The sequence below is a fragment of the Bifidobacterium sp. W8110 genome (genome assembly GCF_016101375.1).
Taxonomy (GTDB): Bacteria; Actinomycetota; Actinomycetes; order Actinomycetales; family Bifidobacteriaceae; genus Bombiscardovia; species Bombiscardovia asteroides.
The window spans coordinates 187,227-204,286 of record NZ_JACFQO010000003.1 but is presented as its reverse complement, the minus strand read 5'-3'; the positions used below and the strand labels follow the sequence as shown (position 1 = coordinate 204,286).

Genomic DNA, 17,060 nt, shown 5'->3' with positions numbered 1-17,060 from the left:
CAGATACCCCAACACCACACTCTGACCAACACACAACCAAACCCACACACAGAACCTAAAACAACGCGTTTAGTTCCTATAGGCCGCATGGGTCAGTATCCGGATATGAAAAAAGATCCCGAGGTCACCTCGGGATCCTATCTGTGGAGCTAGGGGGATTCGAACCCCCGACCTTCTCCATGCCATGGAGACGCGCTACCAGCTGCGCCATAGCCCCGTGCTTGCCTTGCTTGGTGAAGCCTTGCTTATAGTACACCGGGATTGGCGAATGGAGCAACTCAGTGTGTTGCCTCGGAATTGCAGGGTTTGTGAGCTATTTGATGGATTTTATCCTCGAATGGTCTTGAGTCATTCCTGAGCTTGCAAGTGCGCTAGCATGATGAACAATGGGCGACCAAGGGGGTCGGCAGCAATGGAAAGGCGGCGGACCATGACCGGCAAAAACGATGCCGAAGTGCGGGCTGAAAAGCGGAACAAGAACCATCCTGGGGATCAGCTCATCATCAACTGCCTGCCCTTGGACCAGAGTGAACGACAGGAATTCCTCCAGGCGGCTCCAGGCGTTCGTCAGGAGTTCATTGTCGACACGGACATGCGGCAGAGCATGCATTGGCTCATCGATGTCCCTCAATCCCTCCGATTGGAGGCCACGATCATTTTGGGTAATCCGCCGGCCGAGCAGGTGGTTGCCTGCCGTAACCTGGTCTGGCTGCAGACCAGCAGCGCGGGTGTGGATGCCTACCTGAAACCGGGGGTTCTACCCAAGGATGCCATACTGACCAGCGCCTCCGGCGCCTACGGGCAGTCGGTCTCCGAGCACATGTTCGCCATGATGTGGGCCCTGATGAAGGACCTTCCTGGTTACCGGGACAATCAACGCATGGGCCGTTGGGAACCTCGCGGGGCTGTCCTTTCACCGCGCGGTTGCCAGGTTCTGGTGTTGGGCACGGGGGATATCGGAGCCTCCTTCGCTCGTCTGGCCAAGGCTGTAGGCGCTCGGACCATCGGTATCAGGCGGCATCCCGACCAGCCGGTGGAGGGGTTCGATTGTCTGGCTGGTTTTGACGATCTGGATGCCCTGCTGCCTGAGATGGACGTAGTGGCTCTGGCCCTGCCTTCAACGCCGCAGACTAGACATATCATCGACGGCAATCGTCTTGCATTGATGAAGTCCACCGCCGTGCTGATCAACGCGGGCAGGGGAGATGCCGTGGACTGCATGGCTCTGGCCCAAGCCCTGGATAAGGATGGCATTTTCGGTGCAGGGCTGGATGTGACCGAACCGGAACCTCTGCCTGAAGACCACCCACTCTGGAGGCAACCACGCTGCCTGCTCACTCCGCATGTAGCCGGGGGAGCTCATCTACCCTCCAACATGGACAAGGTTCGGGAAATTTGCCTGGATAATCTTCGTCGGTTCATGGATGGCAGACCCCTTCGCAACCGGATGAGGTGACCGCCGTGCCGACAGAGCAAAGCCGTAGCGGCAACAGTCGTGGGCGGACGACTGTTCTGCGCTGGGTGGCCGTTCTGCTGGCGCTTGCTTTGATTGTGGCGGGCTCCTTGGCCTTGGCTGGCAGGTTGATGGGTGTCGGATCTGCTCGCCATGATAATCAAAGTTCCTCTGCAAACAGCCGCAAGACCGCTTCCCACAGCCCTCCCGGGTATTCTCCTGAGCAGACCGCGGCCCATCCGCCTCTGATCTCGCCTGTCGATTACGACCACGACGGTGTGGACGATTACACGGCCATGGTGCGTGGAGCCCATCAGGAGGCACGCCGCCATCCTCGTTATGACAGCGGCTACTATCAGGGCGGCTATCCGCCCGATGATCGCGGCGCCTGCACCGACGAAATCTGGAGGGCCTTCCGGCAGGCCGGCTACGACCTCAAAGCCATGGTCGACGCTGACATCGCCTCGTCTCCTGGGGCCTATGCTGGAGTCATCAGCAGGCCCGATCCGAACATCGACTTCAGACGCACGAATGTCCTCGGCGTATTCCTGTCCCGGCACGCCCAGCGTCTGACCAACGACACCGCGGCCACCGACCAGTGGCAGCAGGGCGACATCGTCATCTTCGATACCTCCTGGCATATCGGCATGGCCTCGGATAAAAGGGACAGCCAGGGCATCCCCCTGCTTCTGCACAACATGGGTCAGCGCGCCAGGGAGAACGACTACCTGGGGTCACCTGGCCATCGTCCCATCACCGGCCATTTCCGATTCGATGCCTCCAAAATCCAACCCGCCGTCCTGCGCCCATGGAGGGGGTGACCCGGGACTACCCTGCGAAATTGAGCACGGCGGCAACTGGTTATCTGCTACTATCGGTTCGGCCAGACACGTCGGCCAGGTTCGAGCACGAGAGGCGGTGATGGCGATGATGAGAGTATTCAGCACCATGAACGGGCAGATCGAGCAGATCGGCAAGGCTTCCAAGGGCTCATGGATATGCTTATCGGCGCCCACCGATGTCGAGCTGGCCAACGTCTCGCAGTCCACTGGCATTGATCTGGCTGACCTGCGTGCCCCCCTGGACGATGAGGAGCGCTCGCGTGTGGACGTGGAGGACGAGTACACCATGGTCATCGTCGACATTCCCCGGGCCGAGGAGCGCGACGGCCGGGACTACTACGAGACCATCCCCCTGTCCATCATCGTCACCGAGGATCTGATCGTCACCGTCTGCATGCAGGACACCGTCCTGCTCCACCCCTTCATGGAGGGAACCATCCGGGGGTTCAACACCTTCATGAAGTCCCGCTTCATCCTTCAGATCCTCTACCGCAACGCCACCCTCTACCTGCGCTACCTGCGCATCATCGACCGTGAGTCGGACCGGCTGGAGCTCAAGCTGCGCCACTCCATGCAGAACCGAGAGATCCTCATGCTGCTGGAGCTCAACAAGACCCTGGTCTACTTCGCCACCAGCCTCAAGTCCAACGAGATCGTCCTGGAGAAGCTGACCGGGCTGGAGCGTATCAAGCGCTATCCGGACGACGAGGACCTTCTGGGCGATGTGATCACCGAGAACAAGCAGGCCATCGAGATGGCCAACATCTACTCAAGCGTGCTTTCGAACATGACCGACGCCTTCGCCTCCATCGTCTCCAACAACGTCAACAACGTCATGAGGATCTTCACCATTATCTCCATCAGCCTGTCGGTGCCTACGCTGATCTTCTCCATGTATGGCATGAACTTCAACCAGGGCATGTTCGGCATGCCCTTTACCGACAAACCCTGGGGCTTTGCGGTCGTGGTGATTCTTTCGGGCCTGGTGACCGCCTTGGTAACCTGGTTCCTGACACGTTCGAAAATGTTCAAGTAGGGATCGGTCATGTTTGCACGCAGGATTGCGGCGGCTCTGGCGGCACTGGTTCTGGCGGTGCCCCTGAGCGGGTGTGGACTTCAGGAGGATCCCTACCGGGCGGGCTCCATCGGGCCCAAGATCAGCGTGGGCATCTCCTTTGACCAGCCCGGACTTGGATTCGCACAGTCCGGCCGGTACCGGGGACTGGATGTGGATGTAGCCCAGTATGTGGTTCACGAGCTTGGGTACGCCGAGTCGCAGATCGTCTTCCGTCAAGTGAAGCCTTCGGACCGCGAGCGCATGCTCGAGCAAGGCCAGGTGGACATGGTCGTGGCCGGCTATTCCATCACCCAGGAACGGCAGAAGCTGGTGGATTTCGCTGGGCCCTACCTGGCTGCGGGGCAGGACCTGCTGGTTCGTCGCACCCAGAGTGACATCGCTGGAGTTGAAGACCTGGCTCAAAAGCGGGTCTGCGTGGCCGCGGGGGCCACCTCCGGGGCCCTGGTGCGTTCGCTGGTCCCTCAAGCCCAGGTTCAGGAACGGGATGAGTTCCCTGAGTGCGTCACGGCCCTGCTCAGCGGGGACACGGATGCGGTCAGCGGTGATGACTTTGCCCTGGCCGGACTGGCTCATGTTCGCGGTGGCGGTCAGCTGCGCCTGGTCGGCAATCCCTTCTCCCATGAGCGATACGGCATCGGTCTGCCCCACGGGGATCCTGAGCTGGTGGACGTCATCGACCAGGCCCTGAAGAGGATGATGCAGGACGGATCCTTCAAGGCTGCCCTGAGCCGGGCATCCAAGTCGATCGGTTTCTCCTTGGATGCCGCCGCCCGCACCCTTAAGCCTGGCGACCACTGAGCACGACTCCAGGCAGGACGACGGATGCTGGACATCGGCCCGGCCGTGTCCATGTGAATGGCGATAATTCACCATATGAACGCGAATGAAGACAGGGATCATCAGCAGACCCAGGAATCAGATCAGCCTCAATTCCGCTACGACGCCGCCATGGCTCAGACCATCGAGGAACGCTGGCAGCGGCGCTGGGACAAGGAGGGCACCTTCTGGGCCGCCAACACCAAGGGCGACTTGACCGATGCCCAGGGAGACCACGCTGGGGGCCGCAGTCCCTACTTCGTCATAGACATGTTTCCCTATCCTTCGGGCAAGGGCCTGCATGTGGGCCACCCCCTGGGCTATATAGCCACCGACGTGGTCAGCCGTTACCACCGGATGAAGGGCGAGAACGTCCTGCACGCCATGGGCTACGATGCCTTCGGATTGCCCGCCGAGCAGTATGCGGTCCAGACCGGGCAGCATCCCCGGGTCACCACCGAGCAGAACATCGCCAACATGCGCTGGCAGCTGCACCGGCTGGGGCTCAGCTTCGACGACCGCCGCTCCTTCGCCACCATCGATACCGACTATGTGCGCTGGACCCAGTGGATCTTCTCGCGCATCTACGAGTCCTGGTATGACCCCGACTACCGCCGTGCCGACGGAGGGACAGGCTCGGCCAGACCTATCAGCGAACTGGTCGAGGCCTTCAAGTCCGGAAGCAGGCCCATTCCAGGCCATTCCGGCGCTTCTTGGGCGGAGATGGACGAGGCCGAGCGCTCCGAGGTGCTCAACGATTTCCGCCTGGCCTACATCTCGCGCTCGCCGGTCAACTGGTGCCCCGGGTTGGGCACGGTCCTGGCCAACGAGGAGGTGACCGCCGAGGGGCGCTCCGAGCGGGGCAACTACCCGGTCTACCAGCGTGAGCTCAAGCAGTGGTCCATGCGCATCACCGCCTACGGCCACCGGCTTCTGGAGGATCTGGACATTCTGGACTGGCCTGAAAAGGTCAAGCTTATGCAGCGCAATTGGATCGGCGAGTCGCAAGGGGCCTCGGTGGACTTCACCGTGCCCAGCCCTGACGGTGATCAGACCATGGAGGTCTACACCACCCGTCCCGACACCCTTTTCGGCGCCACCTTCGCCGTGGTTTCGCCCGAGCACGACCTGCTGCAGCACCTGCCTCAGGAGTGGTCTGAGGATGTGCCTGAGCAGTGGAAGGGGGGCTATGCCAATCCAGCGGAGGGTGTGCAGGCCTATCGCAGGGCCGCCGAGGCCAAGACCGCCAAGGATCGCGTGGACGAAGGCGGGGCGAAGACAGGCCTGTTTACCGGGCTGTACGCGGTAAACCCCATCACCGGGGCCAAGCTACCCATCTTCACTGCCGACTACGTCCTGATGGACTATGGCACCGGAGCCATCATGGCTGTGCCTGGCGGCGATCAGCGCGATTACGACTTCGCCGTCAAGTACGGCCTGCCCGTCGTCTACACGGTAAGCCCCCTGCCTGAATCCGGACAGACCCTGGACGACTATCGGGGCAAGGCGCCTTTCGTCTCCCACGACGGCATTGTGGTCAACTCCTCGGTCCAGGCCACCCAGGCCGCTGGTGACCAGCTCAGCCTGGACGGTCTGCGGGTTGACCAGGCCATCGAGAAGGTCACTGCCTGGCTGGAGTCGGTCGGCGTGGGCCATGGGACGGTTTCCTACCGGCTGCGTGACTGGCTCTTCTCCCGTCAGCGCTACTGGGGTGAGCCCTTCCCGGTGGTCTATGACGACCAGGGCCTGCCCCACCTGCTGCCGGACAACCAGCTGCCCGTGGCCCTGCCGGATGTGCCCGACTACTCGCCCAAGACCTTCGACCCCGAGGATGCACAGTCCAGCCCGGAGGCCCCGTTGAGCCGCAACCAGGACTGGGTGAACGTGACCCTGGATCTGGGTGACGGGCCAAAGGTCTACCACAGGGACACCAACACCATGCCCAACTGGGCCGGTTCCTGCTGGTACTACATGCGTTACATCGACCCCAAGGACGACCAGCACATGGTCGATCCGGAGGAATACGACTACTGGCTGGGACCCAGGCATAACGCCACCGCAGGGGAGTCAGGCGGCGTTGACCTTTACGTGGGCGGCGTGGAGCACGCGGTGCTGCACCTGCTCTATGCCCGCTTCTGGCACAAGGTCCTCTATGATCTGGGTTACGTCTCGTCCAAGGAGCCCTTCCACAAGCTCTTCAACCAGGGGATGATCCAGGCCTATGCCTACACGGACCAGCGCGGCCAGTACGTGCCCGCCGCCGAGGTGGAGGAGCATGAGGAGGGCGGCAAGGTCGGCTACACCTGGCAGGGTCAGCCGGTCAACCGCGAGTTCGGCAAGATGGGCAAGAGCCTCAAGAACATCATCACCCCTGACGACATGTACCGCACCTACGGGGCCGACACCTTCCGCCTCTATGAAATGAGCATGGGTCCCCTGGACGAATCCAGGCCCTGGAACACGCGCAACGTGGTGGGTGGCATGCGCTTCCTGCAGCGGCTCTGGCGCAATGTTGTGGACGAGCAGACCGGCGAGGTGGTCCTGGACGAGGGTGAACCCGACCAGAAAACCCTGAAGCTGCTCAACACCACCATCCACGACGTGACTGCCGAGATGGAGGCCATGCGGCCCAACACGGCCATCGCCAGGATGATCGTGCTCAACAACCATCTGACCGGGCTGAATCCGACGCCCAGGGCAGCCATCGAGCCGCTGGTGCTCATGCTCTCGCCCATCGCTCCCCACATCTGCGAGGAGCTTTGGAGCCGTCTGGGTCACAAGGAGTCCCTGGCACATGCCCAGTGGCCGACATGGGATGACCGCTACCTTGGCGAGGACACGGTCACCGCCGTGGTCCAGGTCAAGGGCAAGGTCCGCGGCAAGCTGCAGGTCAGTCCCGATATCGCGCCCGACCAGCTCAAGGCCATGGCCCTGGCACTGCCCGCCGTCCAGGAGCGGCTGGGCGGCAAGGAGCCTCGAAAGGTCATCGTCAAGGCCCCCAAGATCGTGTCGGTCGTGCCGGCATGACCCTGCACTGCTCGCAGCCAGGCCAGGCTGTGGACAGGTGATGACCTTCGACCACATAGCCCCTCGACCTCATGTCGGGGGGCTTTACCATGTCAGGCTGGGCCCATGAGCATCAACATCACCAAGCCACCGGCGCCGCCGCTGCAGGCCTTGGCCCTGAACCAATCGGTTCGTTCAGAGGGGCCAACCGAAGGTATGGCCAAGACCCAGGTTCGACGAAATCGGCCCGTCTGGTCATTTACGCCGCTGCAGGCCTTGACGGCCATCCTTATTCTGGTGGCGGCCCTTGCCGTAAGTCTGACCCTGCTGGCCCAGCAGGGTCAGGCCCTGGCTGCAGGGGTGACCATTGACGAGTCCGAGACCAGGTCATCGCCTCCTGCGAACAGCGATGTGAACAGCGCTGCGCACCTTGGCAAGCAGGCCTCGGGTAACGAACGTAGACGGAACACTCCGAATGAAGCGGGCAGCCAGCAGGCCGATCCGGTCTCAGGCTCCGCCCAACATACCGAAAAGGCCGACAATGCTGCTGCTCCGGCCTCCAGTGCCTCCTCGGGGTCGACCGATCAGGCGGTACGTGTGAATCTCAACAGCGCCAGCCAGCAGGATCTGGAAAATGTCAAGGGGATTGGTCCGGTCAAGGCTGCAAAAATACTGGAACATCGGCGCGCGATCGGCGGTCGCTACACCTCGGTCGACCAGCTTCTGGACGTTCCCGGCATCGGTGCCAAGACCCTGGCCCGATTACGCCCATATCTGGTGGTGCAATGATGGCCGGTCATTCAAGAGTTCACGATGGGGCTGACGATGCGATTGATCGGGTGAACGGAAGCCGCAATCTTCGGATGCTTCCCGCCGCTTGTCTGGCATGGGCGGTTGCCCTGCTGGTCCCTTGGCTGCTGGACCGGAACATGGGCGAATCGATGACAGGAACGTTTAAGGGCGGCGATTGGTCCAAGTCGGTAGGAGGGTCCAGAGGCGGCATGGCCGATGGGGGTACGGCCGGTGGAGGAATGGACATGGCGGTCTGGCTGGCGCCGCTTGTCCTGGCGCTTCCATTACTCCTTGCAATGATCCTGCTTGCCATCAGGTTCGTATTCTTGGTCGCCGCAGAGGACCCCGATTGCGGTGGCCGGGTATTTCGCCGGCCCCATCGCTCACGTGGGCGGAACCAGCTGCCCCGAGTCTGTATGCGTCCTGGGAACAAGGATCGCAGGGGCAAAAGTCGTTGGAACGAAAGCCATCGTAATACACCCTGTGTGGATACCACGGACACCAGAAAGACCAGTCATGAGAACACGGCTCATCGGGATATTCGGTTTCAGTGGCTGCAGCGATTCTCAAGCCAACACTCGTACGCTGGGTCCAGGCGTTATTCTTCTTCCATACTTGTCTCACCCTCCTCAACCCAGGTGTCCACTGGGTTTGGTCCTCGGAGACTACCGATGCTGGCCGTCCTGGCTGCGGTGGCTTTGGCTGTGGCTACTGCAGCTGCAGTTGGTCATGAGTCAGTGCGCGGCGGGCCTGCAGCCCGTCAGATCCGTCAGGGGAAGGCGCTTGCCGAGGTGCGTGGCCGGGCTGTGGGCCCTATGAGCGCATCCTCCCGGCGAGGCTGGGACTGTCAAACGGAATTAAGGCTGCAATGGGTGACTGTGTCCGGGGTGCGCATGCCTTCCGATGAACGGATCATCCTCTTCGCCCGCAGCCGGTCATGCCAGCTGCAACAGGGCGGACAGTATCGTGCGCGAGGCCTCTTGGAACCCTCCGCCTACGGCCGTTCTATGCCCTGGCTGGCTGTGGAAGATGGCACGAAACAGGTCAGGCCGCCATGGCCCGGCAGACGATTGATTGCACGCATGCAAGGGGCCTTTCTCGAACAGACCAGCAGACTGGACGACCAAGGACGTATCCTGGTGCCCGGGTTGACCATGGGCATCCTGGGCAACCAAACCCTGCCCGGGTCGGATGGCTCTCTGGGCAGACCGGCGGTGGAGCCCGCCTATGCAGCCCGTCTGACCCAGGATTTCCGGGCATCGGGCATCCTTCACCTGATGGCTGTATCCGGCGGGCACTTCATGATCCTGGCTTCGTTACTGGTTTCGACCATGCGGGCCCTGCGCTCGCCACCCTTGCTGATGGCTCTGGTTTTGTCTGCCGCCTATCTGGGTTTGGGTATGCTGATGGTCCCCGGGGATTCAGTCTTGCGAGCTCAGGCCATGGGGCTTCTTTCAGCATTGGCTCTGGCTGCCTGCCGGCCCGCCCAGTCAGTGAATACCCTGTCCTGGTGCGTGCTGCTAATCCTGATTCTGCGGCCTTCCATGGCCGCAAGCTACGGTTTTGCGCTCTCCTGCGGTGCCGTGCTGGGCATAGCTCTGGGCAACCGGCGGTTGACGGCCCTACTTGAAGACCATCTTCCTGCAATTCTGGCGCGTCCATTGGCCACGACCCTGTGTGCCCAGGCCGGGACACTGCCTGTGCAGGTGCTCATGAGTCCCGGACTGCCTCTGCTGGCCCCAATGGCCAACCTTCTGGTCACTCCTGTGGTCGACGCTGCCACGGTGACCGGCCTGCTGGCTCTGCTCACCTCCTGGCTCTGGCCTCCAATAGGGCTCTTGCTGGCGCGACTGACCTCCCTGGGTACCGGAGTCATGGCTTTTGCCGCCACATGGCTGGGTGAGGCTGTTGCTCCGGCGGCCTGGCCATCGGGGCCAGTCGGCAGTGCCTGCCTGCTTGGTCTGGGTCTGATGGCCGTGATTGATCACCGGTTGATCCGACTCATCCGTGCCCGGAGGCGGGACTGTTCATGGTCAGCGCTGACAGACGTGACCTCAGGGGTTCCCTTTCGTCCATCGGCCTGGGTGTCAATCAAGGGCTGGTTGCAGCAAACCTATGGTCTTCTGACACAGTTGGCCTTCAAAAAACGACCGAGGTCAATGTCCAGTGATGAAGGGAGATTTGAGTCATGACCAAAGCTCAGCAGGAGAACCCTTCCGTCCATCTGGTGGTCGGCGGCGATCCCTTCCTCAACGGGCAGCGTGTCAAGGAGCTGTGCGCACAGGCATGTGCCGCCAATCCGGACAGCGAATACATAGAGATGGACGCGGCAGACTGCGACGCTTACGCCTTTCAGGAGGCGGTCGGACCTTCCCTGCTCAGTCAGACGGCCGTAGTCCTCCTGGATGACCTGCAGGCGGCCGATGAGGCCTTGACTCAGGCCTTGGTGGATTTCTGCCACGAGCCCGCAGAATCCGAATCCAGCATCGTCATTGCACGTCATGACGGGGGCAACCGGGGCCGCAGGCTTCTGGACCAGATGGAACGGGCCGGAGCAGTCATAGAGCGTATGCCGGATCTGAAGAAGTTCGATGACAAGGTCGATTTCGTCTATGGGCAATTCAAGGCCCATCAGCGTCGTATCCAGCCAAGGGCGGCCCAGCGCCTGGTCGATGTCCTTGGCGAGCGTACTCCGGAACTTGCCGCCATGTGTTCCCAGCTCTGCTTCGATTTTGACCAGGACCCAATGACCTTGGAGATTGTCAACCATTATTTGACTGATAACCCAGCTGTGTCCGGATTCGCTGTGGCGGACAGGGCCCTTGCCGGCAGACCGGCCCAAGCAGTCGTCGCACTGCGTTCAGCTCTGGAACAGGGCAACGAACCAGTATCCCTGATTGGAGTACTGGCCTTGAAGCTACGAACGTTGGGCAAGGAGGCTGCCATCGAGTCGGGATCCATCACCACGGCCGAGGCCAAGGCCGCATACTGGCAGTTACGAGAAGCCAAGAGGCAGTTGCATGGATGGACCTCCTCCGGTCTGGCGGCCTGCATCGAGGCCCTGGCCCAGGCTGATGAGGTCAGCAAGACCAGTAGCGGCGATGCCCGCTATGCTCTGGAACGTGCAGTGGAGCTGATTGCAGCCAAGGGAAGGACATTGGCATGAGCCTGCAGGAGAGCGCCGGGCGGCAGGATGGGTTCAGGCTGGCCGTGCCCACAGACGATGATATGCAACGCCTGGGCAGAAACCTGGCCACCTGTCTGCAAGGCGGGGATGTGATCCTCCTGTCCGGACCTCTGGGGGCGGGCAAGACCACGCTGGCCCAGGGGCTGGGCAGTGGACTTGGAGTGGACGGCCCTGTAGTCTCGCCCACGTTCACCATTGCAAGAGAGCTGCATGGCCATCTGTCCGACGGCTTACCTGTTACCCTGATTCACGTGGATGCCTACCGGCTGGGCGGACAGGACTATCTGCCCGGCGAGGATGCCGTTGATCGACTCCTGGACGAGTTGGAGTCCCTGGGTCTGGACGAGGAGTTGGAGGATCCGGGCCAAAGCACCGTCATTCTGATGGAGTGGGGCGAGCAGATGGCTTCAGCGCTGGCCGATCAACGTCTGGAAGTGACCATCGACCGACCCGTCGATCCCCGGGAAGATCCTGACGCGCCACCCAGCTCCCAGGGTCAGCGTATGGTACGTCTGCGTGCAGTGGGTCCTTCATGGGCCACCAGACTGGAGCAGCTGAGAAAGGCGATGACGGTATGAACGGGACCGATACGCCCCTTTTGGTGATCGATACCTCGTATGGCTCGACTGTGGGGCTGCCCGGACGGGAGCCTTGCATCGAGACCGACTCGCGCTCGCATGTGGAACGCCTCCAGGTCAATATCGCCAAGGTCATGGACCAGGCTGGGCTGCATGCAGAAGATTTGAGGACCGTCGTGGTGGGATTGGGCCCTGCGCCCTTCACCGGGCTGCGGGCCGGCATCGTCACCGCCAAAGCCCTGGCATTTGCCACTGGCGCCCGTCTGTTGGGTCAGGACATCCTGGAGCCGCAGGCCCGTTATGCATACAGCCGGTTCAAGCAGCGGGGCCAAGACCATACCCGGCTGCTGGTTCTGGCTGTCAACGATGCTCGACGTCGGCAGCTCTACTACCGTCTCTTTGACGACTTTGTAGATGTGGAGGCTCCGGCCAGGCCGCTGACCGAAATGAGCATCGACTACCCAGCTGCTATCTGTGAGAGAATCGCGGCCATCGCGGAGGAGCGGGAGTCTCTGGACCACGGTCCTGTCACTCTGGTCGTCAGCGGCCACGGGGCTGGCCGCTACGCAGACCAGTGGGAGCGCCTGGATAAGCAATCTGATATACGGGTGGTGCTGGACGAAGGCTCCTTTTTGGAGAATGGGACACGAGGGACGGGTCTGATGGCTGCTTGTGCATGCCGACGTGCCCAGCAGGGGCTGGTCGATTCAGTGGAGCCGCTTTACCTTCGTCGACCGGACGTGTCGGTGCCCAATCCGCTCAAGCATGTAGCAGTCCGGTCATGATTCGCGCAGCGGCCTTGGGGGACCTGGACCAGCTTGTCAATCTGGAGGCACGGGTCTTCGGCGACCAGGCCTGGAGTCGGCAGGAACTGCGGTTTGAGCTGTCCGCCCCTTCGCGCACCTATCTGGTATGGGAGGACCAGGGTGCCATCCTGGGCTATGGAGGTTGTTGGTCGGGGGAAAGGGATGCCGAGCTGATGACTTTGGGAGTGTTGCCGGAAGTCCGGAATCGCGGCATTGCAGGGTCTCTGTTGGTAAAGCTTATCGCTTCAGCCGACCGTATGGGGTTGCAGCGCATGAACCTGAAAGTGCGCGCAGACAACCCCGCTGCCATTGACCTCTACAAGGGTTTTGGCTTCTCCCAGACGGGACTATGCAAGGGCTATTATCAGCCTGAAGACGTGGATGCCTGGGCTATGACCAGGCCTTTGAGCTCGGTCGGACCGGGCCCGGTGGGCTCTGTCGGCCGCAAGCTTTCGAAAGGACAGGAAAGGATCATTGACCATGAGTGAGCCCCTGGTGCTTGGCATCGAATCCACCTGCGACGAGACCGCGGCAGCCCTGGTTCAGGGCAACCGCCTGCTGTCCAACGTGGTGGCATCCTCCATGAACGAGCACGCCCGCTATGGCGGCGTTATCCCTGAGATCGCCTCGCGGGCACACGCCGAGTCCTTTGTGCCGGTCGTCTCCCAGGCCCTCAAGGATGCAGATATGGACCTGTCCCAAGTGGATGCCATAGCGGTCTCGGCAGGTCCTGGACTGGCTGGATGCCTGGCCGTCGGCGTTTCCGGTGCCAAGGCGCTGGCCTGGGCGGCGAAAAAGCCCCTGTATGGCATCAACCATGTCATAGGACACATAGCTGTCACTCAGCTTCAATTCGGTCCCTTCCCCCAGAATGCCCTGGCTCTGATCGTCTCCGGCGGTCACACTTCACTTTTGCACGTGGATGACCTGGCGCGATCGGTCCAGGTGGTGGGCACCACCCTGGACGATGCGGCGGGGGAGTGCTTCGACAAGATTGCACGTCTGCTCGGCTTCCCCTATCCCGGCGGCCCGCACATCGACCGCCATGCCCGTCTGGGCGATCCTCACGCCATCGCCGTGCCCCAAGGGCTGACCAAGGGTCGGGCCGGAGCCGATCATCCTTATGACTTCAGCTTCTCGGGGGTCAAGACCGCCGTGGCTCGATGGGTCGAACGCAGACAGCAGGCCGGGCTCGACATTCCCGTGGATGATGTCTGCGCCTCCCTGGCGGATTCCGTGGCCACCGTCCTGTCCCGTAAGGCCATGGCTGCCTGCCACAGGTTCGACACGGATACCCTGATTGTCGGCGGCGGGTTCTCGGCCAACTCGCAGCTGCGTGGCAAGCTTCAGGAGTTCGGTGACCAGGAGGGTGTCAGGGTCCGTATTCCGAAGATCGAACTGTGCACGGACAACGGCGCCATGGTGGCCATGCTGGGCGTCAATCTGGTCCAGGCTGGATTGTCTCCCTCTGCTCCTGACTTCTCCATTGATTCGGCCATGCCAATGGACAGGATCCTCATGTAATCGACACGCCAAGTTGTCGGATACTACGGTTCGGACTATAGTATGGTAATTGTGTTCAGCGAGAGTTGAACGGGACATTCCCGCATAGCTCAGTTGGCAGAGCGTTCGACTGTTAATCGAAATGTCGCTGGTTCAAGCCCAGCTGCGGGAGCTCTCAACCGCCGGTTCTCCGGCGGTTTTCTTTATCCATCAGGTTTCTTTAATATTGTATGATCTATCAGGCAATGCCCCCCCCCCCCTGTATCAAATGCTCCTGGTTGTGGCAAATACGAGTAGTGGTAAATACGAGTATCGGGATGCCCAATCGATTAAATCGTGTTTAACTCTCCCGACTCGAGGCCTGGTGCTACCGGTCTGTTTCGAATATTCCCATCACTAGTGCGAGGTGGGATGATTACGCGGTTTTTCGTTCTGTGCCAGGAGGCACCTTCTGAGATTGCAGGAGGCGACAGACGGGTGCCTTGTCGAAGACACAACGGTACTATTCAAATGGCCCATAGTTATAGGGTCGGCGAGAGCCATAGACAACAGAGTCAGAACGAAGGAGTTAGACAGTGACGCTAGGGCAGCTAAATCACAGCGGTAGGGCACAGTTCAGGGTGGATGAGGAGCAGGAGTCCACGCCCATTGACGATCGCCTCTTCGGATCCTTCGTGGAGCACCTGGGCAGGGGCATCTACTCGGGCATCTATGAGCCGGGTCATCCTACAGCAGACGAGCAGGGTTTCCGCCGGGACGTCATGGATCTGGTCAAGGAATTGGGCGTGACCACCATCCGATACCCGGGTGGCAACTTCGTCTCGGGCTACCGCTGGGAGGATGGCGTGGGACCGCGCGAAAGCCGTCCTCGTCGTCTCGACCTGGCTTGGCATTCCGGCGAAAGCAACGAGTTCGGCCTGCACGAGATGAGCGAATGGCTGGACAAGCTGGGCGGCAACGAGCTCATGGAGGCCGTCAACCTGGGCACCAGGGGCTTGCAGGAGGCCCTGGATCTGCTCGAATACTGCAATGTGCCATCGGGTACCGAGCTGTCTGAACAGCGGCGTGCCAACGGCCATGATCGCCCCTTCAACATCAGGATGTGGTGTCTGGGCAACGAGATGGACGGCGACTGGCAAATCGGCCACAAGAGTGCACAGGAATATGCGGATCTGGCCAACCGGACGGCTGTGGCCATGCGGATGATCGATCCGGACTTGGATCTGGTTGTATGCGGATCCTCTTCGCACACCATGCCCACATTCGGTCTCTGGGAGCGTACCGTCCTGGAGCGTTGCTTCGAAAATGTGAACTTCCTCTCATGCCATGCATATTACGCACCCCGGGATGGAGATATGGCCAGCTTTCTGGCTTCTGGCGTGGACATGGACAGTTTCATCACCGATGTGGCAGCCATCATCGCCGCCTCGCGTGCCCGGCTGGGCAGTGACCATCAGGTTTACATCTCCTTCGACGAGTGGAATGTCTGGTACCAGGCTGCAGAGGCCAGCAGATCGCCCGAAGGCATCGGCAATTGGCCTATAGGCGCGCCGCTCTTGGAGGATGTCTATTCGGTGGCAGATGCCGTGGTGGTGGGCGACCTGCTGATCACCCTGCTCCGGCATGCCGACGTCGTTCATGCGGCCAGCCTGGCCCAGCTGGTCAACGTCATTGCCCCCATCATGACCGAGCCCGGCGGCCCGGCCTGGAGGCAGACCATTTTCCATCCCTTCGCCCTGACCGCCCGTTATGCACGAGGCGCCAGTGTACTCAAGAGCCTGCAAAGCGGAGATACCTATGAGACCTCGCGCTATGGCCAGGTGCCCATGACGGATTCAGTGGCCGTCAGAGGTGCCGACGGATCCCTCAGTGTTTTCGTGGTCAACCGCAGCCTCGACAGTTCTGTTGATTTCAAAATCGCCCTGCCTGAACAGGATCGACATCGACAGGCCACGGTCAGCACCCTGCATGAGGACGACCCCTCGGCACGCAACACTCTTGAAGACCAGGAGCGGGTCGTCATGCATGCCCGGACAGATTTCAAGATGGATGAGGATGCCTTGAGCCTTCAGCTGCCTCCCGTCTCCTGGACGGTCATCCATCTGGCTTAAAAGGCCGCCAAAGGCATCTTGGCTCGGAACCCTTTCCGCGGATTCTCAGGTAGGGTGCCTTACGGTCTATCTGGATGTGGACGATTGCGTATTCGACCACATGCCTCCTTCCGTCTTGCGTGGCTTTCGCCCCCAATCCATCATGATGATGGACGCTCAATCGGGCATCCAAGATGACGGAATGAAGGTGCGACCATGGCCTCTGCGCGTGACCATAAGAACAAGGGCATCAGGCGGGTTACCGGCCGGATGCCTATCATGCCTTCCGGCTGCCGCCCCCCTTGGTTTCCCGGGACGCTGCTGGTACTGATGCTGGCCCTGGGCCTGTCGGCTGCAGGGCCCACAGTGACCGTCACGGCTCAGCCTGCGCCGACCCTGCCTTCGGCTGCAGCTCCGGCGCAGAACGGTCGACTTACCTCATCGACCACAGCCTGCCGCCGGGGCTGGCTGTGGCCCCTTGAACCAAAGCCTGGAGGTAAGGCTGTCCCTCAGGCCATGCGTCCATTCGATCCTCCGGATCGTCCATGGCTGAGCGGTCATCGCGGGATAGATTTGGCGGCGGAGCAAGGTAGCTATATCCGTTCTCCGGCAGACGGTGTCATAGTCTTTGCAGGTTCCGTGGGAGGCAAGGACGTGGTCTCCATTCGTCACGGCAACCTGGTCTCCACTTACGAGCCTGCGCAGAGCTCTTTGCCGGTGGGAACCCGACTTCAGGCCGGCACAGTCTGGGGGAAGGTAGAGGGAGTCTCTGACCACTGTGCCCAGGAGTGTCTGCACTGGGGACTGAAAGACGATCAAGGCCTGTACCTGGATCCAGGCGCTAAAGTCGGAAATCATCGGATTCGTCTCAAACCTTTATAGAAGTGCCAGGGTCGTTCAGATGACGCG

At 61.2% G+C, this 17,060-nt stretch carries 14 protein-coding genes and 2 tRNA genes; 15 read left to right on the top strand and 1 reads right to left on the bottom strand.

Annotated elements, in window-relative coordinates; genetic code table 11:
* Window positions 1–144: 144 nt before the first annotated feature.
* Window positions 145–217, bottom strand: a tRNA-Ala gene (locus H3T88_RS06890).
* A 213-nt stretch (window positions 218–430) separates the two neighbouring features.
* On the opposite strand from H3T88_RS06890, the gene H3T88_RS06885 reads away from it, so the two are divergent.
* From H3T88_RS06885 to H3T88_RS06815, 15 genes are all read left to right on the top strand, one after another.
* Window positions 431–1,456: a D-2-hydroxyacid dehydrogenase gene (locus tag H3T88_RS06885; protein ID WP_232347225.1), complete on the top strand. Its 1,026-nt coding sequence runs from the start codon at window positions 431–433 to the stop codon at window positions 1,454–1,456.
* A gap of 5 nt (window positions 1,457–1,461) precedes the next feature.
* Entirely contained in the window at window positions 1,462–2,274 is an 813-nt protein-coding gene (locus H3T88_RS06880; RefSeq protein ID WP_198204056.1) for a DUF1287 domain-containing protein, read from the top strand.
* A 106-nt stretch (window positions 2,275–2,380) separates the two neighbouring features.
* Window positions 2,381–3,331, top strand: coding sequence for a magnesium transporter CorA family protein (locus H3T88_RS06875; protein ID WP_110417080.1), 951 nt, complete (start codon window positions 2,381–2,383; stop codon window positions 3,329–3,331).
* Window positions 3,332–3,340: 9 nt separating this feature from the next.
* Window positions 3,341–4,171: a glutamate ABC transporter substrate-binding protein gene (locus H3T88_RS06870; RefSeq protein WP_110417081.1), complete on the top strand. Its 831-nt coding sequence runs from the start codon at window positions 3,341–3,343 to the stop codon at window positions 4,169–4,171.
* A gap of 75 nt (window positions 4,172–4,246) precedes the next feature.
* Complete coding sequence (gene leuS, locus H3T88_RS06865) at window positions 4,247–7,216, top strand: leucine--tRNA ligase (RefSeq protein ID WP_198204055.1); 2,970 nt, start codon at window positions 4,247–4,249, stop codon at window positions 7,214–7,216.
* 105 nt (window positions 7,217–7,321) lie between these two features.
* Window positions 7,322–7,984: a ComEA family DNA-binding protein gene (locus H3T88_RS06860; RefSeq protein WP_198204054.1), complete on the top strand. Its 663-nt coding sequence runs from the start codon at window positions 7,322–7,324 to the stop codon at window positions 7,982–7,984.
* A gap of 674 nt (window positions 7,985–8,658) precedes the next feature.
* Window positions 8,659–10,179 (top strand): ComEC/Rec2 family competence protein, encoded by a 1,521-nt coding sequence (locus H3T88_RS06855; RefSeq protein WP_198204053.1) that lies wholly within the window; start codon window positions 8,659–8,661, stop codon window positions 10,177–10,179.
* Window positions 10,176–11,153, top strand: a complete 978-nt coding sequence (gene holA, locus H3T88_RS06850; RefSeq protein ID WP_198204052.1) for a DNA polymerase III subunit delta — start codon at window positions 10,176–10,178, stop codon at window positions 11,151–11,153. Before H3T88_RS06855 ends, holA begins: the two co-directional genes overlap by 4 nt.
* A complete protein-coding gene (gene tsaE / locus H3T88_RS06845; protein WP_198204051.1) occupies window positions 11,150–11,752 on the top strand; it encodes a tRNA (adenosine(37)-N6)-threonylcarbamoyltransferase complex ATPase subunit type 1 TsaE in 603 nt (200 codons plus the stop codon). Before holA ends, tsaE begins: the two co-directional genes overlap by 4 nt.
* Window positions 11,749–12,537: a tRNA (adenosine(37)-N6)-threonylcarbamoyltransferase complex dimerization subunit type 1 TsaB gene (tsaB, locus tag H3T88_RS06840; RefSeq protein ID WP_198204050.1), complete on the top strand. Its 789-nt coding sequence runs from the start codon at window positions 11,749–11,751 to the stop codon at window positions 12,535–12,537. Before tsaE ends, tsaB begins: the two co-directional genes overlap by 4 nt.
* Complete coding sequence (gene rimI, locus H3T88_RS06835; protein ID WP_198204049.1) at window positions 12,534–13,046, top strand: ribosomal protein S18-alanine N-acetyltransferase; 513 nt, start codon at window positions 12,534–12,536, stop codon at window positions 13,044–13,046. The genes tsaB and rimI overlap by 4 nt, the downstream gene beginning before the upstream one ends.
* Entirely contained in the window at window positions 13,039–14,082 is a 1,044-nt protein-coding gene (gene tsaD / locus H3T88_RS06830; RefSeq protein WP_198204048.1) for a tRNA (adenosine(37)-N6)-threonylcarbamoyltransferase complex transferase subunit TsaD, read from the top strand. The genes rimI and tsaD overlap by 8 nt, the downstream gene beginning before the upstream one ends.
* 78 nt (window positions 14,083–14,160) lie before the next feature.
* A tRNA-Asn gene (locus tag H3T88_RS06825) sits at window positions 14,161–14,233 on the top strand.
* A 403-nt stretch (window positions 14,234–14,636) separates the two neighbouring features.
* The gene (gene arfA, locus H3T88_RS06820) at window positions 14,637–16,172 is read left to right on the top strand and encodes an arabinosylfuranosidase ArfA (RefSeq protein WP_198204047.1); all 1,536 of its coding nucleotides are present in this window, start codon (window positions 14,637–14,639) and stop codon (window positions 16,170–16,172) included.
* Window positions 16,173–16,367: 195 nt separating this feature from the next.
* The gene (locus tag H3T88_RS06815; protein ID WP_198204046.1) at window positions 16,368–17,033 is read left to right on the top strand and encodes a M23 family metallopeptidase; all 666 of its coding nucleotides are present in this window, start codon (window positions 16,368–16,370) and stop codon (window positions 17,031–17,033) included.
* Window positions 17,034–17,060: the final 27 nt, after the last annotated feature.